The sequence below is a fragment of the Chryseobacterium sp. PvR013 genome (assembly GCF_017833095.1).
Taxonomy (GTDB): domain Bacteria; phylum Bacteroidota; class Bacteroidia; order Flavobacteriales; family Weeksellaceae; genus Chryseobacterium; species Chryseobacterium culicis_A.
Window position 1 is genome coordinate 2,610,029 of the sequence record NZ_JAFIBT010000001.1, and the last position, 22,117, is coordinate 2,632,145.

16 protein-coding genes are annotated in these 22,117 nt (G+C 35.9%); 5 read left to right on the plus strand and 11 right to left on the minus strand.

The features are described 5' to 3' along the window. Nucleotides 1-1,412 precede the first annotated feature (1,412 nt). Nucleotides 1,413-4,280 carry an insulinase family protein gene (locus JOE44_RS11755; protein ID WP_209785735.1) on the plus strand — a complete coding sequence of 956 codons (2,868 nt, stop codon included), beginning with the start codon at nucleotides 1,413-1,415 and terminating at the stop codon, nucleotides 4,278-4,280. Nucleotides 4,281-4,374: 94 nt separating this feature from the next. Here the strand turns inward: JOE44_RS11755 and JOE44_RS11760 are convergent, their stop codons facing one another. The 3 genes from JOE44_RS11760 to JOE44_RS11770 all read right to left on the minus strand — a co-directional run bounded on the left by JOE44_RS11760 (nucleotide 4,375) and on the right by JOE44_RS11770 (nucleotide 8,657). Continuing rightward, complete coding sequence (locus JOE44_RS11760; RefSeq protein WP_209785736.1) at nucleotides 4,375-5,451, minus strand: GNAT family N-acetyltransferase; 1,077 nt, start codon at nucleotides 5,449-5,451, stop codon at nucleotides 4,375-4,377. Further along, on the minus strand, nucleotides 5,448-6,446 hold the full coding sequence (locus JOE44_RS11765; RefSeq protein WP_209785737.1) for a polysaccharide deacetylase family protein: 999 nt from the start codon (nucleotides 6,444-6,446) through the stop codon (nucleotides 5,448-5,450). The genes JOE44_RS11760 and JOE44_RS11765 overlap by 4 nt, the downstream gene beginning before the upstream one ends. 72 nt (nucleotides 6,447-6,518) lie before the next feature. Continuing rightward, nucleotides 6,519-8,657 (minus strand): S46 family peptidase, encoded by a 2,139-nt coding sequence (locus JOE44_RS11770; RefSeq protein ID WP_209785738.1) that lies wholly within the window; start codon nucleotides 8,655-8,657, stop codon nucleotides 6,519-6,521. A gap of 268 nt (nucleotides 8,658-8,925) precedes the next feature. On the opposite strand from JOE44_RS11770, the gene JOE44_RS11775 reads away from it, so the two are divergent. Then, complete coding sequence (locus JOE44_RS11775) at nucleotides 8,926-9,411, plus strand: copper resistance protein NlpE (protein WP_245169765.1); 486 nt, start codon at nucleotides 8,926-8,928, stop codon at nucleotides 9,409-9,411. Between the two features lie 41 nt (nucleotides 9,412-9,452). Here JOE44_RS11775 and JOE44_RS11780 read toward each other — a convergent pair whose 3' ends face one another. After that, on the minus strand, nucleotides 9,453-10,100 hold the full coding sequence (locus JOE44_RS11780; RefSeq protein ID WP_209785739.1) for an MgtC/SapB family protein: 648 nt from the start codon (nucleotides 10,098-10,100) through the stop codon (nucleotides 9,453-9,455). A gap of 189 nt (nucleotides 10,101-10,289) precedes the next feature. On the opposite strand from JOE44_RS11780, the gene JOE44_RS11785 reads away from it, so the two are divergent. The 3 genes from JOE44_RS11785 to JOE44_RS11795 all read left to right on the plus strand — a co-directional run bounded on the left by JOE44_RS11785 (nucleotide 10,290) and on the right by JOE44_RS11795 (nucleotide 12,156). Further along, nucleotides 10,290-10,874, plus strand: coding sequence for a hypothetical protein (locus tag JOE44_RS11785; RefSeq protein WP_209785740.1), 585 nt, complete (start codon nucleotides 10,290-10,292; stop codon nucleotides 10,872-10,874). A 15-nt stretch (nucleotides 10,875-10,889) separates the two neighbouring features. Next, nucleotides 10,890-11,288, plus strand: a complete 399-nt coding sequence (locus tag JOE44_RS11790) for an immunity 22 family protein (RefSeq protein ID WP_209785741.1) — start codon at nucleotides 10,890-10,892, stop codon at nucleotides 11,286-11,288. A gap of 133 nt (nucleotides 11,289-11,421) precedes the next feature. Then, nucleotides 11,422-12,156, plus strand: a complete 735-nt coding sequence (locus JOE44_RS11795) for a protein phosphatase 2C domain-containing protein (protein WP_209785742.1) — start codon at nucleotides 11,422-11,424, stop codon at nucleotides 12,154-12,156. Between the two features lie 92 nt (nucleotides 12,157-12,248). Here JOE44_RS11795 and polA read toward each other — a convergent pair whose 3' ends face one another. The 7 genes from polA to JOE44_RS11830 form a co-directional block, all read right to left on the minus strand. After that, complete coding sequence (polA, locus tag JOE44_RS11800) at nucleotides 12,249-15,083, minus strand: DNA polymerase I (RefSeq protein WP_209785743.1); 2,835 nt, start codon at nucleotides 15,081-15,083, stop codon at nucleotides 12,249-12,251. 241 nt (nucleotides 15,084-15,324) lie between these two features. Beyond that, the gene (tssD, locus tag JOE44_RS11805) at nucleotides 15,325-15,738 is read right to left on the minus strand and encodes a type VI secretion system tube protein TssD (RefSeq protein WP_123276316.1); all 414 of its coding nucleotides are present in this window, start codon (nucleotides 15,736-15,738) and stop codon (nucleotides 15,325-15,327) included. A 534-nt stretch (nucleotides 15,739-16,272) separates the two neighbouring features. Next, nucleotides 16,273-16,686, minus strand: coding sequence for a type VI secretion system tube protein TssD (gene tssD / locus JOE44_RS11810; protein WP_105684426.1), 414 nt, complete (start codon nucleotides 16,684-16,686; stop codon nucleotides 16,273-16,275). A 341-nt stretch (nucleotides 16,687-17,027) separates the two neighbouring features. Next, on the minus strand, nucleotides 17,028-17,891 hold the full coding sequence (locus JOE44_RS11815; protein WP_209785744.1) for a lytic transglycosylase domain-containing protein: 864 nt from the start codon (nucleotides 17,889-17,891) through the stop codon (nucleotides 17,028-17,030). 65 nt (nucleotides 17,892-17,956) lie between these two features. Then, the gene (locus JOE44_RS11820) at nucleotides 17,957-20,455 is read right to left on the minus strand and encodes an ATP-dependent Clp protease ATP-binding subunit (RefSeq protein WP_209785745.1); all 2,499 of its coding nucleotides are present in this window, start codon (nucleotides 20,453-20,455) and stop codon (nucleotides 17,957-17,959) included. Between the two features lie 264 nt (nucleotides 20,456-20,719). After that, nucleotides 20,720-21,391: a hypothetical protein gene (locus tag JOE44_RS11825; protein WP_209785746.1), complete on the minus strand. Its 672-nt coding sequence runs from the start codon at nucleotides 21,389-21,391 to the stop codon at nucleotides 20,720-20,722. 50 nt (nucleotides 21,392-21,441) lie between these two features. After that, entirely contained in the window at nucleotides 21,442-22,062 is a 621-nt protein-coding gene (locus JOE44_RS11830) for a hypothetical protein (protein WP_245169766.1), read from the minus strand. Between the last annotated feature and the right edge of the window lie 55 nt (nucleotides 22,063-22,117).

The window sequence follows — 22,117 nt, forward strand, 5'->3', positions numbered from 1 at the left end:
TTTCTGCTTAGCTAAAAGCTCTTCTGCGCTACTGAACTACTCTCGTTTTTCAGTGGGGCAAAGATAACAACTTATTGCAACGCAAAACAACTTTATTTAACATAAATGTTATATCCTCGTAATATTTGAACATAAGCCACTGATACAAAGTGAGAAAAATTTTAAACAAATGTTTGGGATTACGAGTGGGAGGGTTTAAGGGTGGGAGAGTTTGAGGGTTTGAGCGTGAAAGGGGGAATCATGAGTAATGAGTAATGAGTAATGGGTAATGGGTAATGGGTAATGGGTAATGGGTAATGGAAGGTATGATGTCTTTTATATACTATATATAGGTAAAGAGTAAGTTTTGGCTAAAGCCATAGGAAAGGAATATTTTTGATAAAACGGGCTAAAGCCCGTTTCTATTGAATATGATTGTAGTGGGAATGGGTACTGGTTGGGATGCATTGTGATTTTTTCCCACAGGTGGCACAGATTTGCACAGAGGATACTGGATAATATAGTATACAAAAAAAGTGTGTAATGAAAACGGGATCAAGCAACGCTAATATTGAATATGATTGTAGTGAGAATGGGTATTGGTTGGGATGCGTGGTTATTTTTTCCCACAGATGGCACGGATTTGCACAGAGGATGATGGATATAATATAGGTATACAAAAAAAGTGTGTAATGAAAACGGGATCAAGCAACGCTAATATTGAATATGATTGTAGTGAGAATGGGTATTGGTTGGGATGCGTGGTTATTTTTTCCCACAGATGGCACAGACTTGCACAGAGAACACTGGATATAATATATAATATAGGTATACAAAAAAAGTGTGTTATGAAAACTAGATAAAGCTTGTTCTTATGGAATATAAATACTGATGAGGATAATATAAAATGAGGATCGTAATAATACGAAGCCTGAAAAAACAAAACTCAAATATCAAAAAACAGAATGCGAAACTCTAAACATGTAACTCAAAACCCAAACCCCGAATTCATCATTCATCATTCATCATTCATCATTCATCATTCATCATTTATAATTTATAATTTATAATTTATAATTCACTCCCCTCTTCTCCCCTAGCCCTGATAGAAATGGTTACCCCGCAGCTTGGGTTGGAGAGTGGATGGGTCTGAGCGTGGGAGCGTGCTGGCGTGAGGAGTATGAATGGATAGCAGGAAATAGCTCCTGAAAAAATAAATGCCCATTTTCTATAGACAGTCATAAATAATAAAGGTGGTACATTATATAAGATATAAGAGGAAACGGTATTAGTAAAAACTGTTTGTGCCTCATGATTCACCTTTTCAACTGTAACAATAGATGTAATAATGATAAAAAAGAGTCAACACTTTTTTTTGATTCCTTACATTTGTAGTGCATTCCGCTTTCTAAGGAATGAAATGAGTTTTATATATGACAGACAGACAACATAAGGAAACGGTACATACGGATAAAAACCAATACGAATATATTACGGTAACACATGACGAAAATAACGTCAGAATCTATACTTTGAAAAATGGATTAAAGGTTTTTCTTGCTCAAAATTTTGATGCTCCAAGGATACAGACCTTCATTCCCGTAAGGACAGGAAGTAATAATGATCCGGCTGATAATACAGGACTGGCTCATTATCTGGAGCATATGATGTTTAAAGGAACTTCTCGTATTGGAACTCAGAACTGGGAAAAGGAAAAGGAACTCCTCGACCAGATCTCAGCATTGTATGAAGAGCATAAAGCAGAACAGGATTCTGAAAAGAAAAAGGAAATCTATAAAAAGATTGATGAAGTTTCTCAGGAAGCCAGTCAATACGCCATTGCCAATGAATATGACAAAGCGATTTCTTCTCTGGGAGCAAGTGGAACCAATGCCCACACCTGGTTTGATGAAACAGTATACAAAAATAATATTCCGAACAACGAGCTTGAAAAATGGCTGAAAATAGAAAAGGAAAGGTTTTCTGAAATTGTACTTCGTCTTTTCCATACCGAGCTGGAATCTGTATATGAGGAGTTCAACAGGGCGCAGGACAATGACACAAGGCTTGTGAGTTCTGAACTGATGGATGCTCTTTTTCCTACTCATCCTAATGGGCAGCAAACGACACTGGGAAAGCCAGAGCATTTGAAAAATCCTTCAATGAAGGCTATTCACAAATATTTCGATGAATATTATGTTCCTAATAATTATGCCATGGTATTGGTTGGGGATCTTGATTTTGATAAGACCATTCAGTTAATTGATCACTATTTCGGTACATTACCTTATAAGGAACTTCCTAAGAAGACACCAATTATTGAACAGCCCATTACAAAAGTTGTAACAAGAACAGTGAAAAGCCCTACTACTCCACGCACTCAGCTGGCATGGAGAACAGAAAGCTATGGAACAAGAGAAGCTATGCTGGCGGATGTGATAGCGAATATACTCAGCAACAGAGGGGAAGCCGGATTACTGGATCTGCATATTAATCAGACTCAGAAAATGCTTTGGGCTCAGGCTTTTTCTGTGGGATTAAGACAGTATGGATATTTTTCCATCGTTGCTGTTCCTAAGGAAACACAAACCCTGGAGGAAGCAAAGAATATGGTACTGGACGAAATTGAACTGATCAAGAAAGGAGATTTCCCGGACTGGATGCTGCCCGCCATCATTAATGATTTCAAACTTCAGAGAATGAAAGGCCTTGAAACGGCTGAAGGTCTTGCTACCACACTCTATGATTCTTATATAAAAGGAAGAACCTGGGAAGAAGAATTGAATGAAATGGATGAGTATGCTTCTTTCACTAAGGATGATATTGTGAATTTTGCCCATGATTTTTTCAAAGAAAACTATGTGGTTATCAATAAAGAAAAAGGGGTAAATGACAAATTGATCAGGGTTGACAACCCGGGAATCACTCCTGTTAAAATCAACCGTGATACACAATCTGAGTTTTTAAAAGATATTTTAGCGGATAAAACTGAAGATATTAAACCTGAGTTTATCGATTATCAGAAAGAAATCATCACGGATCAGCGTAACGGAAAGAAACTAAGCTTTGTAAAGAATAAGTATAACGATATTGCTCAGCTGCATTTTATTTTTCCTTTGGGAAGTGATAACGACAGAGATCTAGGAATTTCTACTCAACTTCTGCAGTATTTGGGAACAGATACCCATTCACCGGAAGATTTGAAAAAGGAATTTTTCAAAATAGGAATCAGCAATGATTTTAAAACAACAAACAACCAGTTGATTATATCTCTAAGCGGACTGGAAGAAAATATAGAAAAAGGAATTGCTCTTTTACAGCATTGGATGCAGGATGTAAAACCTGATCAGGAAATCTACAATCAGTTTGTGGGTACCGTACTGGAAAACCGCCAGGCGATCAAGAAAGACAAAAACCGTATTATAACTGCTTTAAACAATTACACAAAACTGGGCAGCAACTCACGTTTTACAGATGTCATTTCCAGGGAAGAGCTTGAAAGCAGCAATCCTGAAGTATTCACAGACAGAATGAAAAAGCTTTTCAAATATCCTTACCAGGTATTTTTCTACGGTAAAAATTTTGAAAACTTCAAAGAATATATCGGTCAGTATATAGAAACTGAGAGCCTTCAGATACCGGAAGCCAAGCAATATCCGGAACCTGCAACAGGAGGAAATGTCAATTTCATCAACTATGATATGGTTCAGATGGAAATGAGCAAGATTGGTAAAGGAAACGAAGTGAACCCGCTTCATTTTGGAAAGATCAATGTTTTCAATGAATATTTTGGAAGAGGATTATCTTCAATTGTTTTCCAGGAGATGCGTGAAAGTAAAAGTCTTGCCTACTCAGCCTATGTTTCTTATGCAGCCAACTCTGAGCTGAAGCACCCTGACTATGTAACCACTTATATCGGAACACAACCTGACAAACTAATGATTGCAGTGGATACCCTGAACGAACTGATGAACGAACTTCCTGAAGTACCTATTCAGTTTGAGAATGCCAAAAATGCTGCGCTGAAGCAGATTGCTTCGACAAGGGTTACCCGAAATAATATATTTTTTAATACCTTAAGACTGCAGAAGCTCAATATTCATCATGATTACAGAAAGAATATTTATGAACAGATCCAGAGCCTGGAGTTTGAAGGTATCAAACAGTTTTATCAGACAGAAGTCCAATCCATACATTTTAATACAGCCATTATCGGTAAAAAAGAGAATCTTGATATGGAAGCTGTCAATAAAATGGGAACATTTAAAGAAGTAAGCCTGAAAGATATTTTCGGACATTAAAAAAACAAACCGCCTGATAACACTATCAGGCGGTTTGTTTTTTATAAATGGTGAATGATAATTTATAATTCATGACTCATCATTTACAATTCTTTTACGTCATCATACAATCTCCGTCTCCATCCTGATAGTTTGGGTTAAAATTATCGGGGAGTAATTCCAAAAGATTTTTATGAAACAGATACTCTCTTGTGAAATTACGTTCGTAGATAGGGGAAAACCCTTTTGATTGTTGTATTTCCTTGTTCAAAACGGTTTGATAAGAGGTAAAACCTTTCACTTTGTGGGTAACAATAAAGTAATTCAGAAACCGGACAACCTCATCTGCATCACCATTCGGGAAAAAGTAAGGGATTTTAAGATATCCATCACGAAGCTGCAACAAGAGACAGGCTTTAATTTTCTGATCCTGATCAAAAATTTTAATCCAGAAATATTTAAATGTACCGGCAAAACTGGAAAAAAGGTATTTTTCATCTTTTTCACCCTCCAAAATCCAGGGATGATCTATAAAGGCATTAATTTCGTCAGCATTCCGTTGGCCAGAAAATCCATTGATAAAATCAGCACTTTCTTTGTCGATCCTATCCTGAACTTCATATTTGAAGTTGGGTTTTGGCACAATAAGGTTCTTTATTGAAATAAGTCCGTTGGCCGTAGCATCAAGGATTTGAAAAAGAGGTTTCAATGACTGGGTTTCCGGCTTTTTCTCCGGAATCATTTTAGCAGCATCTGTTCTGAAGTAATAACGCTTTCCTTCTTTGGGGAAAATGTATTCAAAAACACCCATTATATTGTAAAGCGCTTCTGCTTCTTTGGTAAATTCTGTTATGGCAATTCTCCCTTCATATTCTTCAAAAACTTTTTTAAGCAATGCTTTTGCCGGTCTTTTTTTTCTGTACTCGGGGTTTGCATACAGCGTACTGAGCCACGCATATCGGATTTCTTTTCCATCAATGATAAAACAATCCGGAAAACAGCCCACATAACCGATCAGTTTTTCTTCATAAAAAGCAAGGATAAGAAGTGTATCCTCGTCTGATGCTTTTGGATTCTGAATATGAGACAGTGCACGATGCTTTGTAATGGGAAGAAAATCATATTGCTGAAAATCTCCGGTTGATATAAAATCTTCCAGTTCTTTTCTGTTGTATGTTTTCAGGGTTATCATTTTCTTATAATCATGTTTTTATTGATGAGCTTTTTCAGTCGGAAATAAGCAATTTCCTTTTTTAATATCTGCGCTCCGCTCTCTCCCATTTCCATGGGAATTCTTTGAAAGTTTTTCTTTACACTGTCCAGTTTTATCCCAGCACATCCAAAGCTGCAGTAGATTTCCTCATTTTTATAGAGCTCATCAAAAAAGTCTTTCCTTACTTCAAAATCGGTAAACGGAAATGCAAAACTTTCGTACAGGAAGCCATTTTCTTTTAAATAAGCAAAAGTCTTATCCGTTGTTTCCATCTGTTCTTTCAGAGATAAATCTCCATATTTCGGATGATCCCAGCTGTGCGAAGAAATTCCGAAGCCTTTACGCGTAAGTTCTTTTAATTCTGCTGTGGTTAAATAAGGCTTATATTCTTGGGAATAGGTTTTAAAATCTATTTCAAATTTTTCTGCAAGCCCATCCAGAATATCTTTTTCCTGATAATTGATTGTTAAAATTTTCTTTTGTAAAATGCTCCTGTCTGCGTTTTTCAACGATAAGATAAAATAAATTTCAGGATCTATGGTTTTTATTTTTTCAGCAGCATCCGCAAGCAGGCTCGCTTTGCACCTGAACATCATCTCTTTATTGTCTATGAAAGCAGGATTGATAAAATTACAGGCATAAATTCCCTTACGCTCCAACACAGGAACCGCTACATCATAAAATTCTCTGAAGCCATCATCAAAGGTGAGCAAAGCAATCTTTTTCGCAGGTTTAAAATTTCCAGCTTTATATTCCTTGAATTCCTGCCAGTCGACAAACTGAAAATTCTTTGCCATATGATCCAGATCTTCTTCAAACTGTCTGGTATTCTTATAGCGGATCACATGTTTTAAATGAGGAAGTTCTTTATCGGAAACACTGTGATAAAGTGGCAGACAGTAATCCAGCGGAAAAGATTTTCCGATATTTTCAGATTCGAAGGCTGCCAGTACATTGATGATCCTATCTTTCATCTTATTTAAAATAAAAAAGAATCTATTTAAAACTCAGTTTAAATAGATTCTTAAAGATATAACTTTTAAAAATTATTTTATAATCTTCATTTCATCAACAAGCCACTTTGAGTCAGCGAACTTTTCGATGATGAAAAGGATATATTTCGTGTCTACCATGATGTTTCTGCTGAAACGAGGATCATAGTTGATATCACTCATTGTTCCTTCCCACTGCCTGTCGAAATTCAATCCAACAAGGTTTCCGTTAGCATCAAGAGCAGGGCTTCCTGAGTTTCCTCCGGTTGTGTGGTTGGTAGCAGTAAACCCTACAGGAACATCACCTGTTTTATCTTTATAGATTCCGAAATCTTTTTTGTTGTAAAGATCAATCAGTTTCTTTGGAACATCAAATTCATAATCTCCAGGAACATATTTTTCCATTACTCCGGCAAGGTGAGTCTGGTATCCGTAAGAAACCGCATCTCTAGGAGTAGAACCTTTTACTTTACCATAAGTTACACGAAGCGTAGAGTTGGCATCCGGGAAGAACTTTCTGTCTTTATCCGTCTGCATCTGCTGTGCCATGAACTTCTTCTGTAAAGCATCAATTTTTGCCTGAAGTGAAGTATACTGTGGATCTGCAGTTTTCATATAGGTTTCTCTCATAGAAACATACAGCTGATAAATAGGATCTTTCTTTAACGTTTTGATCAGTTTATCCTGATTAGAAAATGCTTTCTCAATATCTGCAGTCAGTGTTCCTCCGTTTACCGCAGTTCTTCCTGTGATAATAGAGTTTTTAGACATATCTTCTACTACAGGAATATTGGCATTCTCATCTTTATATTTATTGAATGCTGCCGGTAAAAACTGTGGTGCTGTTTTATTAACGTATAAAGCCAATAGTTTTGCAGTTACTTTTGCATCAAGCTCAGCACTGTAATCCTTATAGAAAGAAGTTAATTTTGATTTTAACTTTGAAAGTTCCTTTTCATCCATTCTTCCGGCTTCTACAGAAGCTACGAAATCATAATAATCACCGGCAAGCTTTAAAGTCTCCGCATTTCTGATTACTTCTGTATAGTAAGCATTGTTTAATGCATAAGGAGCCTGATCATTGTACAGTTTATTCAACTGATCCAAAGTAGTCTTGATCTCCGGGTTTTTAGCCACCAAAGAACCTTCGTACATTACTTTCTTTTCTACAGCATTAGATTTTTTCAATCCTTCTACTTCACCGATCCACTTTTTCCAATAGTTCGCTACTGAAGCATATTTTGAAGCATATTTAATACGTGTTTCATTGTCTACACGCATTTTTTCGTCTAATGTTTTCAACGCAACATCACGTACCGCAATTCTTGCAGGATCAATATCCTTCATGATTTTCTCTACCCCTACTGCAGGAAGATATTCTGTAGTTCTTCCCGGGAATCCGAATACAAAAGTAAAATCGTTCTCGTTTTTATCTTTTATAGAAACAGGTAAGTAGTGTTTTGGAACGTAAGGCACGTTGTCTTTTGAATATTCTGCAGGTCGGTTATTCTTATCTGCATAGATTCTGAACATAGAGAAATCTCCGGTATGTCTAGGCCAAACCCAGTTGTCTGTATCACTTCCGAATTTCCCGATGCTTTGAGGCGGAGCTCCTACAAGACGGATATCTTTATAAGTTTCGATGGTATACGCATAGTATTTGTTTCCGTAATACATAGGTTTTACCATGATCGACTGGTAAGATTCAATTTTCTGAGAGTTTTTGTACACCTCAATATTGTTGTTGATCTTTTTAGTAAGTTCAGGTTCTGTAAGATTATCTGTTCCTTCTAAAATATGATCAGTAACTTCTTTTATATCTACAATAAAATCCACTTTTACTCCCGGATTAGGAAGCTCTCCTTCTGTATTTTTTGCCCAGAATCCGTTCGAAAGAAGGTCATTCTGAACTGTAGAATGTGCCTGAATCTGACCGAAACCACAGTGATGGTTGGTTAAAAGCAGTCCTTTAGGCGAAATAATTTCTGCAGTACATCCGCCGTTAAACTGTACTACCGCATCCTTAATGCTTGGCTTCTGAGGATTGAAAATATCTTTTGCAGAAATTTTCATTCCTAAATCCTTCATTTCCTTTTCATTCAGCTCTGTAGGAATCCACATTCCTCCATATTGTTGCGCAAATGCCATTGCAGCCGGCAAAAGAAATACAGATAAAAGTATCTTTTTTGTCATAATCAAAATTTTGCCCCAATTTACGAAGAAAAATAAGAATAGGCTTTATAAAACGGGCGGAAAAGTTGTTAAGATCAGGTTTTTGTAAAATGTATTAATGAAGGGAAAACAGAAACTCATTTAATATATAAAGTAAACCCGAACCGTCTACCGACAACTATCAACCAGCAACATTAAACTTTAAACATTAAACTCCTACCTCCCTCTGGCTTAATTTTTGTTTATTGGAAGTAACTTTATTATTAAAAACATACTTAAATTACTTATTATGATGAAAAGCAAAATGCTCATGTTGGGAATGGTATCAACGCTGTTCTTAGCTTCATGTACTAAAAAAGAAACCACTGAAACAACGGCCAACACAGATTCTGCAACAGCAGTTCAGCCTGTAGCCGCAGACAGCATTACCAAAGCAACGCCTACAGCAGCGGGTGACACCTCTGAAAATGCACTGGACTGGGCCGGTACTTATGAAGCAACTGTTCCATGTGCTGACTGTCCGGGAATCAAGACTTCTTTAACATTGAACAATGATAAAACATTCAGCATTACTGAAGAATATCTTGACAGAAATTCAAAGAACCAGGATAAAGGTACTTTTGCATGGGATGCTACAGGAAGTATGATTACGTTAAAAGGAAAATCGGCCAATTATAAATATAAGGTTGGAGAGAATATACTGATCCAGCTGGATATGGAAGGAAAAGAGATTGATGGTCCCAACAAGGATCTTTACATTTTCAAGAAAAAATAAAAATAAAGGCTCAGGCCTTTATTTTTTTGCATATACCTCATCTAAAACTGATAGGCGGTAATCTTCGGATCATCTACCAACCGTTTGGTTAATCCTTCATGATGAGTGTTTTTTCCTGTAATCCTCCAGATCACTGTAAAACCTTCCTGTGAATACTGCTGTCTGATCATCTGAAATTTCAAATGATTTTCCTTAAAGATATTTTCGCAATATTTAATATCCCCTGAGCTGGAGACTGCTATTCTGTATTCTCTTACTTTATTATAATTATCAATAAAATTCTGCAAATAAGTCAAAGCACTTAAAATGATTAATACTAAAGCCGTTCCTAGCATGGCAATATAGACATATCCGGACCCTACAGCCATTCCTATAGAAGCTGTGGCCCAAATGGTTGTTGCGGTAGTAATTCCTTCAATTTTATTATCTCCTTTAAAAATCACGCCTGCTCCCAGAAAACCGATTCCCGTAATGATATTGGCTGCAAGACGATCGGGATTGGCAACCCCTATTTTTATAGAAAGTATCGTAAACAGGCAGGCACCGAAACATACCAGAATAAAAGTTCTGAGACCGGCAGATTTATTACGATATTCCCGTTCAGCACCAATGAACAGCCCTAAAATAACAGAAATAAGGATAAGCAGCAATTCATTTTTAATAGCATAATGATCCTGAAGAAAATCCATTTTTTTAAATTTAAACTGAGAATAAATTTACAATAAAATACCATTAAGGAACTATTTTTGCTGCGCAGATTTGTGTTGTCACCTCAAAAAATTTATTTCACGAAAAAACTTTTGTAATATTACATTTTAATAGTAACCATTCTCAATTACCAAAGACAATCAACAAAGAGACTGTAATAGAAATACCCTATGAAAAACCTTATTTTCGCCTTGTTTACGATGCTATCCGGAATAACATTTTTCCAAGCTCAAAAAGTGTTTAATGAAAACTATTCTTTTAAAAGCGATGGGTCAACGGTGGCTTTTGTACCTATTATCAACAATTTTGAAGACAATGATGTCATTACAAAGAAAATTTTAAAGGATACTCTTCAATTAAAATTTAATGATGTTGCCGTTTTGCGCGCTAATATGGATACAAAAGTGATGGATATTTTAAAGAAAGTCGCTGAGAAAGATTATAAATCTAAAGAAGTAAAAATTTTTCCCAGGCTTACCACTATTATCAGTACTGAGGAAATGAATTATATTAAAGAAAAATTCGGCAGTGCAGATTTACTGCTGCTTCCGGTTGTATTCAATGTTAACCAATCTATGGGAATGACTTTTGGAAATTCATTATTTAGGCTCTATGATCTTAATAACGGGGATTTTATTCAGCAATTTTCAGAAAAAATCAATGTTAATATAGGAGATGCAGCAGGTTTCGCTATCATGACCGGGATGCTTATCAGTGGTGAAAAATCCCATCTGCTAAAAAATATCAAAAAATAATACTTATATAAAATTATGGATAAAGAAATTTCACACTTCTGGTTAGGATATTTTAAAAATGAAGAAGATTTTTATGCTTTTGTAGAAGAGGATGAAAATTATTATATAGAAGAAGAGAGTGACGATCAGTATGTTTCCAAATTCGCGGAATCACAGAATATCAAGTGGTTTGATGATGACTTTATAGAATATGGTTTTGAGGATGAAAGCCTTAGTCTTTATGACAAATTTGCAGAATATTCCTATGCTGATCAATGGCTTCCGATTCTGGAAAACAAACTGAATGAACTCAGTCTGGACACTCCTATAAATGCGATCATTTTTGCTACAAGATTTGTTATTCCCAATCCTGTTTCTGTAGAAAATGACGATTTTGCACTGCATTATGTGGGGGAATTAGAATATGATATCTAAATATTAGAGAAAAACGGATATACAAACACTGGCAACAAATGATTTATGAAATCACTTGTTGCCATTTTTATAATATAACCAGCATGGAAATCATAAGGTGATTTCTTGAAAAATAGGAGTAATTTAGTGTCCAATGAATTTATATTCTACTCTACACATCGGGGATTATCATATTAATCACTGTGAAGATGATTTCCTCATCAAAAAAATCGGTTCAGATAAAATTGTATGTGCCATAATGGATGGCTGTTCTACTGCTATGGATAGTCATTTTGCTTCAACACTTATTAAGAAAATTCTACGTAAAGTCATTATTGAAGCTGGATACAAAGCATTATATAAAAAAGACAGCCAAGATAGTCTGGAAGAGGAACTCAGAGAAATCATAAGAGGATTATTCAAAGAACTTCTATTTGTTAAAAATCATCTGATGCTGGATGAAAAAGAGCTATTGACTACTCTTACTATCTTACTTTACGAAAACACAACAGACAATGGAATTGTTTTAACAATTGGTGATGGAATTGTTTGTATCAATGGAAGTATTACAGAATTTGACCGTAATAATAAACCTGATTATTTGGCTTATCATCTTCATGAAAATTTTGAAGATTGGTATTCTGCTCAGTCTCAGAAAATATTTTTTGATCATTTGAAGGATGTTTCAATTGCGACTGATGGTATTTTAAGCTTTTCAAAAATTAAAAAGACAGACTCCGATGAAGTTATCAACTTTATGGAATATTTAATGATTGATCAGAAAAATAATGAAACGGAAGATATGCTCAACAGAAAACTTAAACAGCTGGAACATCAGTATGGGGTAAAACCAACAGATGATTTGGCTATCATTAGAATGATAAGATAAACTATTCTAACAATCCAATTGACATTAAAAAAACAAAAACTTCCGCCCAAAAGACGGAAGTTTTTTATTTAAGGTTTGATTTACAGTATTGATTAATGAGCTTCCAGCCAGTTATCTCCTACTCCAATTTCTACCAATAGCGGAACCTGTGTTTTTAAGGCATTTTCCATTTCAGTTTTGATCAGTTTTGACGCTGATTCAATCTCATCCACCGGAGATTCGAATATCAATTCGTCATGTACCTGAAGCAGCATTTTTGTTTTTAGCTGTTGTTCTTCAAGTTCCCTGTCTATTTTAATCATGGCAAGCTTTACAACATCTGCGGCACTTCCCTGAACCGGAGCATTTACAGCATTCCTTTCTGCATGACCTCTTACCACAAAGTTGTTGGAATTGATATCTTTTAAGTGACGTTTTCTTCCTAAAATAGTTTCTACATAGCCTAACTGACGAGCTTTGTTCACCTGTTCTGCCATGTATTCCTTCAGCTTTGGATAGGTTTCGAAATAAGCTTCAATCATCTGCTTGGCTTCTGTACGCGATAATCCGGTTTGTTCTGCCAGCGCAAAAGCTCCCTGTCCATAAATAATCCCAAAGTTTACGGTTTTAGCCTGACTTCTCTGGGTTTTGGAGACTTCTTCCAATGGAATTTTAAAGAGTTTCGCTGCCGTGGAAGCGTGAATATCTTCTCCATTCTGGAAGGCTTTGATCATATTGTCCTCTCCTGAAATTTCAGCAATCAAACGAAGTTCGATCTGAGAATAATCGGCAGAAATAATTTTCTTTCCTTCTCCTGAAACAAAGGCTCCACGAATCTGCTGTCCTCTCACCGTTCGGATCGGAATATTCTGCAGGTTTGGGTTTACACTCGCCAAACGGCCTGTAGCAGCAGTAGTTTGTGAGAAATTGGTATGTACTCTGTTATCTTTTTTCTCAATCTGTGAAGGCAAAGCGTCTACATAGGTTGATTTCAGTTTCTGATACGTTCTGTATTCCAGAATATATTTGATGATCTCATGTTTTGAAGATAACTTTTGAAGAACATCTTCTGAGGTTGCATATTGTCCGGTTTTTGTTTTCTTAGCTTTTGGATCCAGCTGTAACTTTTCAAACAGAATCTCTCCCAGCTGTTTAGGCGAATTCATATTGAATTCTTCTTCTGAAAGTTCAAAAATCTTCGCTTCCAGTTGTTTCAGATCATTTTCAAGGTCAACACTTTCCTGTGCCAGCCATTTTTCATCCAGAGAAATTCCTGCCAGTTCCATTTTTGCCAGCACTTCCATCAGAGGCATTTCAATATTATAGAAAAGCTCTTCCAGGTTTTCTTTTTTCAGTTGTGGTGCAAAAAGCTCATACAACTGGAATGTTACGTCAGCATCTTCTGCGGCATAATCCGTCTGCGTTCTTACATCTGCATCTCTGAAGCTGCCTTGTTTTTTACCTTTTTTCCCAATGATTGTTTCAATAGATACCGGTTTGTAGTTCAGGTATACTTCTGAAAGGTAATCCATGCCATGTCTTCCGTCCGGATTCAGCAGATAATGGGCAATCATGGTATCAAACATAGCCCCTTTAACGGTGATATCGTATTGTTGTAAAACTTTATAATCGTATTTAAGATTATGAGCAATTTTCAACAGGTCTTCTTTTTCAAAAAATGGTCTGAAAATCTCCAAAGTCTGTAAAACCTCTTCTCTGTTTTCAGAAAGAGGAATGTAATAGGCAAGTCCTTTTTTATAGGAGAAACTCATTCCTACCAATTCAGCTTCCAGTTCGTTTAATGAAGTTGTTTCCGTATCAAAGCAAACAACTTTCTGCTGCAGCAGATTATCTACCAGTTTTTTCTGAGCTTTGGGATTATCTATAAACTGATAAAGATGATCGTTCTGTTCAATGGTAGATTTTGTGGAAGTAGCCTGTTCCAGTTCTTCGAAATTGGCAAAAAGATCAAGTTGCATAACCTGTCCTTTCAATTCTGTTCCTGCCGGAGTCTGCTTCACTTCCACTTCACTCACCACTACGGTTTCTGTAGCAGCCGGAGCAAAGGCTCTGTAAAGGTTCTCATATAGTCTTCTGAATTCTATTTCATCAAAGACTTCTTTTACTTTTTCAAAATCCGGAGTTTCCAGGTCATATTGTTCCTGATGGAATTCTACGGGAGCATCACAGATAATGGTAGCCAGTTTTTTAGATAAAATACCACGTTCTGCGGAAGCTTCTACCTTTTCTTTCAGTTTTCCTTTCAGTTTATCTGTGTTCGCCAGCAAAGTTTCGATATTTCCGAATTCTTTCAGGAATTTCATCGCCGTTTTCTCTCCTACTCCTTCCAGTCCCGGAATATTATCCGAAGAGTCACCCATCATAGCCAGGAAATCAATAACCTGCTTAGGATCTTCAATTTCATATTTAGCTTTTATCTCTTCAACACCAAGTATTTGGATTTCACCACCTTTATAACCAGGCTTATAAATTTTAATATTATCTGTAACCAGTTGTCCAAAATCTTTATCTGGAGTTACCATAAATACAGTATATCCTTCTTTTTCAGCCTTACATGCAATAGTTCCGATGACATCATCAGCTTCATATCCTTCAACTCCCAAACGTGGAACATGCATCGCTTCTAAAATTCGATGAATATATGGAACACCAATCTTGATAGCTTCAGGAGTTTCACTTCTGTTGGCCTTATAGTCTGCGTAATCGTTTGTTCGAACACTTGCCTGTCCTACATCAAAAACAACAGCTAAATGCGTTGGCTTTTCTTTTCTGATCAATTCAATCAATGAATTCATAAAACCAAAAATAGCAGTGGTTTCAATTCCTGAATTTGTAAATCGCTGGCTTTTATACATTGCGTGATAACCACGAAAGATCATCGCATAGGCATCGATGAGAAACAGCCTTTTATCTTGTGTTGCGTCCATATTTTGAATAATGAACAAATATAAGAAAATAGGAGTAAAAACTGGAAGTCTGCGGAAGGGTTTCGGAGGTGAATTTCATGAGCTGAGATATGGGATGTAGAGTATGATGATGAATAGTCAATTCGCTTCGCTTGTGAATTTTTTCTAAACTATTTGTTTATAAATGTTTTCAGTGACTGATAAAAACAAAAAACAGCATACCGATGGTATACTGTTCCTTTTTTTATTTAAGTTGATTGGATTATTTACCTGAAGAAGGCCATAGTCCTGCGTACTGAGAAGTACCGTAGTCGATAGTCTCAGCACTGATTACGAAACTGATCAGCATACTGTTGCTGTCTATTGCATCGAAATCTACTTCGTGCTGGATTACATATCCATTTTCCCATTTCAAAGTAATTAATGTTCCTTCTTCGTGAGATTTGTTGAAAGTGATTTCTCCTACTGTTGGCTTGTATTTACCGTTTAACAAGCTTTCAAGGATGTCTGACTTTTCAGTAGCTTCTACTGTAACCTTGATCAATGCGTTAGAAGGATCTGATGCTACACGTCCTGATACGTCTGTAGATCTTGATACACTGTAGTTCATTTTTAACAGTTTCTGTCCTTCACCGTTGTTGAATTTTAAGATTCCTCTTGAATTTCTTTCTGCCATGATTGTAAATTTTAATCGTTAGTAATAAATTGTAATTCAATAATTATATAACAAAGATAAAGCCCTTGGTTTTGAAAAAAAAGCAATTGAAGGGAAATCTGAAAAAGTGTCGTAATTATACGATTTGGTGTCGTAGTTCTACGATTCCATGTCGTAATTCTACGACATTAGATTTAAATAAAAATACAACACTCTATAAATAAATATTTTAAAAGCCGTTAAAAAGCATCAATCATTTATATATTATTACACCATTAAGAGAAATACAACGGTCTGATTTTACTTATTTATATAAAAAAAGACCTTTTGAAGGTCTGGTTATTTTTGTTATTTTCCGGTTGTTCTGAATGTGGTTACTTTATCTTTTCTCAATTTTAGAAAGAGATTAAACTATTGATGAATCCCTTATACACTTGTCATTTTCTTTTTGGAAAATGGTCTCTGAAATTCTTTTAAACAAAAAAACAGAACAGTATACTCGGAAGAGTGTACTGTTCTGTACCAATTTTATTTTTACTAAGATGATGAATAGGCTTATTTACCTGCTGAAGGCCATAGCCCCGCGTACTGAGAAGTACCGTAGTCAATCGTTTCAGCACTGATGACGAAGCTTACCAGCATACTGTTGCTGTCTATTGCATCGAAATCTACTTCGTGCTGGATCACATATCCATTCTCCCATTTCAAATTAATTAATGTTCCTTCTTCATGAGATTTGTTGAAAGTGATTTCTCCTACTGTTGGCTTGTATTTACCATTTAACAAGCTTTCAAGGATGTCTGATTTTTCAGTAGCTTCTACTGTAACTTTGATCAGTGCGTTAGAAGGGTCTGATGCTACACGTCCTGAAACGTCTGTAGATCTTGAAACGCTGTAATTCATTTTTAACAGCTTCTGTCCTTCTCCGTTGTTGAATTTTAAGATTCCTCTTGAATTTCTTTCGGCCATGATTGTAAATTTTGATCGTTAATATTTTGTGATTCGGTGATTGTGTTAGCAAATATAGATGCTCTTTTCTGCTAAAAAAAGCTTTTGAAGGGAAATCTGAAAATTTGTAGTAATTCTACGATTTCTTGTAGTAATTCTACGACAAAGGATTTAACGAACTCAGTCGAAAGACCATCAGTAAAGGGTTTTAACTGATTGAAAATTAACAACAAAAACAATAATTTTACACTTCAGTGAGAAATATTAAGATTTCTTTAATATAAAGTTAGGATAGCTTTAACAGATTTCTATCATAAAAAAGCAACCAGTGACACTGATTGCTTTTTTTATCTGACATTATTTTACTGTTGAGTCTTTCCTCCTTCTTTTATGGAACGAACCAGTATTTTATTTTTTCTCAGCAGAAAATCGGGCATAAGATCGATGGGAAGATAGAAAGCACTTTCTCCTTTTCTCTGGAGTTCTTCTACAATTCCCGGATTCCAGGCAAGAATTTTCTCTACATCTACATTTAATTCAGCAGCCACAATGTTCAGATTGAATCCGGCATTGATCTCTGTTTCTGAAAGCGCTGCAGCAGTCTCTTTTCGGTCTCCCTCAAAGAAAATCTTATTGATTCTCGACGAATTATAGTTATTCAATACACTTTGAAGTTCTCCCGTAGCATAGCATGCATTCAGGTATTTTTTCACGTGATTAACGGTTTCTCCGGGAAGGTATTTATAAAACTCATGGTACTGCGAGGAACCTGCGGCTTCCATTGCTTTGGCAATATTTCCTTCACCACAGTTATAAGCAGCTACTACTGTCACCCAGTTGTTATACTTTTTATAAAGATTACTCAAAGAAATGGCCGCTGTTTTGGTACTTTTATAAAGATCAGTACGGCCTTGTTCTGTAAGCCCATACTGGTTGGCATGTGCCGTCATAAATTGCCAGACTCCAACAGCTCCGGCTCCTGAGGTAATATTTCTGTCAAAATGGGACTCAATCAGAGCCAGGTTTCTCAAATGCTTGGGAAGTCCTTTCTGAAGAAGTAACTGTTCAATAAATTCTACCAGATCTTTATTGGCATTAATGATACCTTTATACTTTTTCACACTGCTTTCCGAAGTATCGGAAGCGGCAAGAAACTGTCCGTTTACAAAAACAACAGTTCCCAATAATAGTAAACCTGTAAAGATATTTCTGACAATCGTTTTCATTTTAATTTTATTTATAAGCAAGAAAGGCAAAACGCGGTTCGCAGATCTGCCTTCTTACTTTATACTTAATCTACTTTCCAGCTTAATTTTTCTTCTTCATTATTCCAGTCTGCATGAATGGTCTGTCCGGATTTTACTTCTTCTCTAACAATCATTTTGGAGATTGGCCTAGCAAGCTGTGCACGGATTACTCCTGAGATCTGTCTTGCTCCATATTTGCTGCTGAATCCTCCCAATGCAAGATTTCTTACGGCATCATCAGTAATTTTTAAAGCAATTCCTAATCTCGTTAATGAGGTATGAAGTGATTTCAACTGAATATTAAAGATTCTTTCTGCAATGGATTCTGTGATTGGTGCGAAAGGAATAATCTCTGTAATTCTTGCCAAAAACTCAGGTCTGAATCGTCCGGAGTTTGACATAATCTGCATCAGTGAAGATGATTCCGGAATTTTTCCTTCTTCAAACTGTTTTACAATTTCTTCACTTCCGATATTGGAGGTAAACAGAATCAGGGCATTACTGAAATCTCCTTCTTTCCCTAATTTGTCATGAACTTTTCCTTCGTCCATAATCTGAAGGAATACGTCAAAAACAGAATGGTGGGCTTTTTCAATTTCATCAAATAATACAACGGTATAAGGCTGTTGTCTGATTTTGTTCACCAGCATACCACCTTCCTCATATCCTACATATCCCGGAGGCGCTCCATATAATAACGCAGCGGAATGTTCTTCTTTAAATTCTGACATATCAAAGCGTACCATTGCCTTTTCATCATTGAAAAGCAGTTCCGCCATAGATTTGGCCAGCTCTGTTTTACCGGTTCCGGTAGGCCCCAGAAGGAAGAAAGACCCGATTGGCTGTCCTGGTTTATTCAATCCGCTTCGGTTTTCCACGATAGCATCAGAAAGGATTTTTAATGCATGATCCTGTCCTACCACTCTGTTCAGTAGAAGGGATTCCATATTCAGGAGTTTTTCTTTTTCCTGAGCCTGGATCTTCCCGATTGGGATATTGGTTTTAGCGGCCATTACTGCTGCCAGTTCCAGCCTGTCTACTTTTTCTCTCTTTTTGGCAGCATGCTGTAGAAGCTCTGCATACGTATCTTCAATGATTTTCTGAATCTGATCTACCGGCATAGAATTGTCAATCGCAGGCTGTTCACTTAAAGAACCCCATAGGATTGGGCTTATTTTGTCTCTTAGTAAGTTATAAGTCCAGATCAGTTCATCCGCTTTATCTTTGCTGTCTGCATATTCTTCTGTTAAAATAGCATCATAGCTTTCTTTCCAGCTGCTAAGTTCTTTTTCTGAGAGTTCATCAAGCATTTTGATGGCTGCCATTGTTCTGTCTAACAAGTCAATAGCTGCATCCGGCAATTTTTTGCCTTTTGCATATCTTTTTGCCAGACGTACACATTCGGGAATAGCTGTTTTTTCGACTTCAATACCATGATGTTTTTTATAGCCATCAAGAAGTACGTCAATCATTTTTACGCAAGTCTTTTCATCCGGTTCATGAACGGTTAACACTTCAAAACGACGGTTGAAAGCCTGTTCCGGCTCTATAATTTTTCTATATTCTTCCTGAGTAGTTGCTCCAATTACGGTAATTTCCCCTCTGGCAAGTTCAGGTTTCAGAAGATTGGCAACATTTCCGATGCTTCCTTTCGGATCTAAAAGGGTATGAATTTCGTCAATGAAAAGAATAGCTTTTTCTATTTTTTTACATTCATTGATAACTTTTTTCAGACGGTCTTCAATTTCACCTTTATAAGAAGTTCCTGCTAACAGGGCACCAGTGTCCAGTTCTAAAAGGGTACCGTTTTTAAGCATTTCAGGAACATTTCCTTTGATAATTTCAGTAGCAAAGCCTTCTACCAAAGCAGTTTTCCCTACTCCAGGCTCTCCAATGATGATCACATTCGGTTTGCTTCTTCGGCAAAGTATTTCCACCAGCATTCTCAATTCTTTATCTCTGCCGATGATATTTTCAATTTCTCCTTTTCTGGCCTGTGCTGTTCTGTCTACACAGTAGCTTTTAATGGAAGGAAATGAAGAGTCTGAATAGTCTGATGTACCATTTGAAAATAATGATGAAAAATCTCCGTCTTCTGAAACGGCAAATGGTGTATCTTTTCTGTACAGATTGAAAATTTCATGTTCTCTCAGCGGAAGTGATTTCAGCTGCTGAAGTGAAAATACCACCTGTGGTTTTACAATTGCGGTAAGAATACAGATGGGAGTAATCTCATCCAATCCTAATTTTAAACGGATATCATCTGCTTCTTCTATAAGTGTATCTATAGCATCATCCTGACCTACTTCATCCGGCAGGTGATTGGTTTTAGGATATTCTTCAATACGGACATCTGCCCATTCATAGAAATAGCCGGGATCTTTATCTATACTTTTCAGGAATTCATTAAGTCCGATATCTTTATGCATTAATGCCTGCAGAATATGCGGGCCTCCATAGGTTCCATTATAATTTTCCTTCGCTATCGACTGAGCAATATGAAATAGTTGCTTTACGGTTTCGTTGGTTACTAGTACTCCCATTTATAATTTTCTTATATTAATATATTTGTGTTCTGTTTTAGTGTTCTTCAGATTTGATGGTATTGATCTGTATTTCTTATCCCTTTTATCAGGAAGTCAAAAGTTGTTCTTTTTATGCAGCTAAAATTAAAAATTTTATTCTAAACGAGATAAAGATAGTTAATTCTTCAATTAGAGAAGTAATAACCGTATTTTTTTGTTTCCAGAGACAGTTCCGATAATAGAATTTTGTGACCAATTACTGTTGTAAACCTTCTTTTTGTTTTAAATATTCAAAAAATATAATAAAACCAGACTGAACCATTGAAGCCCTATGTAGATATAGAACAGCATGGCTGATGGCTCTGCTAATTCGTATAATTTTTCAATCAAGGTCTTTTTGATAATTTCGGAGAAGTCTGCATTGTCCTCACCGAGGTTCAATTCATCAAACTTGATTTTATGTAAGGCATAGCCTAATATCTTTTTCAAAATTCTGTTTTCAGAGCTGTTTCTGAATTCATTCAACAGTTTAACTTTTGCAATAGCAAAGTCTGCACTGGTTCGGATTACCGTAGGCTGTTTGGCTTTAAATGTACTGATGACCTTATCTATAAACGGATTTACAATTGTTTTGGAATGGTCCTGAAGCAATTTACTAATGACTACAGACATTGCATATTTTGTGGCAAAAACTATTGTAAAAAACGGGGCGATAATAATCAACAGGTAGAAAATACTTGCTGAAACAGGTTGAGCAGTAATAGTGGTTATCAAAAATCCTCCAGCACCAGTGTGCCCTAATGACGGCCCCAGCTTTTCTGATAAGATATAGATTCCCAGGACAAGTACAATAATTGTTGAAATGATTCCAATTGCATAAATTTTAAATATACTAAGGATGAATACTGCAGATAGTTTGGACAAATATTTCAGATGATCTGTGATTTTGTTCATTGATGTTTTAAGGTTATTTAGTTTATTTTCTTTATCTATATTCAATAGAATTATGGGTTATAAAATGGCACTGTCTTCTTTTGAAGCTCTTTTCCTGTTTTACTGTCCAGAATGATTTCTTCTATTTTGTCTCCTGCAATTTGATGAGAAATTCTCCATACTTTTTTGCCTTCAAAATCCTGTTTTAATACTCTAGCCCGGTAACCAGAATCATGGTAGCCTTTAGGCAGATCAATTTTATTCTTTTCACAGTATGCAATAATATCTAAAGGTTTGAAGCCGTAACCTTCATCCGTGTTTTCTTCTTTAATAAGCTTACCAGATTTATCAAAATAATATAATATTCCTACGGGAGAGCCCATGTTAAATGACAATGATTTATTTTTTATGTACCCATTTTTATAATAGAATTTATCTGATTTATAAAAAGAATTCTCATAGTAAATACTTAATCCATATCCATCTTTAGAAACAGAAAAGATTTCTTTTCTTCCTTCTGGGGTTTCAATACATCTGTCATCATCTTTTTTCTTAGAGTTCTGTATGGTAATCTTTTCAAATTCATTACTCATTTTGGGGATCATTGTCTCTTGTAATTCCTGAGATTGGAATTGAGTAAAAAAGCCCAACCCAGCTAATATTATTATTATTATTATTATTATTATATTCATAATAATTTTTTTTAGATAAATCAGTTTTTCCTCATTGTCAATACTATAATAATTT

Coding starts and splice junctions, on each gene's coding strand:
- JOE44_RS11830 (WP_245169766.1), bottom strand. CDS start 22,062: ATGAATATAATAATAATAATAATAATAATAATATTAGCTGGGTTGGGC.
- JOE44_RS11820 (WP_209785745.1), bottom strand. CDS start 20,455: ATGGGAGTACTAGTAACCAACGAAACCGTAAAGCAACTATTTCATATT.
- tssD (WP_105684426.1), bottom strand. CDS start 16,686: ATGGCCGAAAGAAATTCAAGAGGAATCTTAAAATTCAACAACGGAGAA.
- JOE44_RS11795 (WP_209785742.1), top strand. CDS start 11,422: ATGAATTTATATTCTACTCTACACATCGGGGATTATCATATTAATCAC.
- JOE44_RS11785 (WP_209785740.1), top strand. CDS start 10,290: ATGAAAAACCTTATTTTCGCCTTGTTTACGATGCTATCCGGAATAACA.
- JOE44_RS11770 (WP_209785738.1), bottom strand. CDS start 8,657: ATGACAAAAAAGATACTTTTATCTGTATTTCTTTTGCCGGCTGCAATG.
- JOE44_RS11790 (WP_209785741.1), top strand. CDS start 10,890: ATGGATAAAGAAATTTCACACTTCTGGTTAGGATATTTTAAAAATGAA.
- tssD (WP_123276316.1), bottom strand. CDS start 15,738: ATGGCAGAAAGAAATTCAAGAGGAATCTTAAAATTCAACAACGGTGAA.
- JOE44_RS11775 (WP_245169765.1), top strand. CDS start 8,926: ATGATGAAAAGCAAAATGCTCATGTTGGGAATGGTATCAACGCTGTTC.
- polA (WP_209785743.1), bottom strand. CDS start 15,083: ATGGACGCAACACAAGATAAAAGGCTGTTTCTCATCGATGCCTATGCG.
- JOE44_RS11815 (WP_209785744.1), bottom strand. CDS start 17,891: ATGAAAACGATTGTCAGAAATATCTTTACAGGTTTACTATTATTGGGA.
- JOE44_RS11825 (WP_209785746.1), bottom strand. CDS start 21,391: ATGAACAAAATCACAGATCATCTGAAATATTTGTCCAAACTATCTGCA.
- JOE44_RS11765 (WP_209785737.1), bottom strand. CDS start 6,446: ATGAAAGATAGGATCATCAATGTACTGGCAGCCTTCGAATCTGAAAAT.
- JOE44_RS11760 (WP_209785736.1), bottom strand. CDS start 5,451: ATGATAACCCTGAAAACATACAACAGAAAAGAACTGGAAGATTTTATA.
- JOE44_RS11780 (WP_209785739.1), bottom strand. CDS start 10,100: ATGGATTTTCTTCAGGATCATTATGCTATTAAAAATGAATTGCTGCTT.
- JOE44_RS11755 (WP_209785735.1), top strand. CDS start 1,413: ATGACAGACAGACAACATAAGGAAACGGTACATACGGATAAAAACCAA.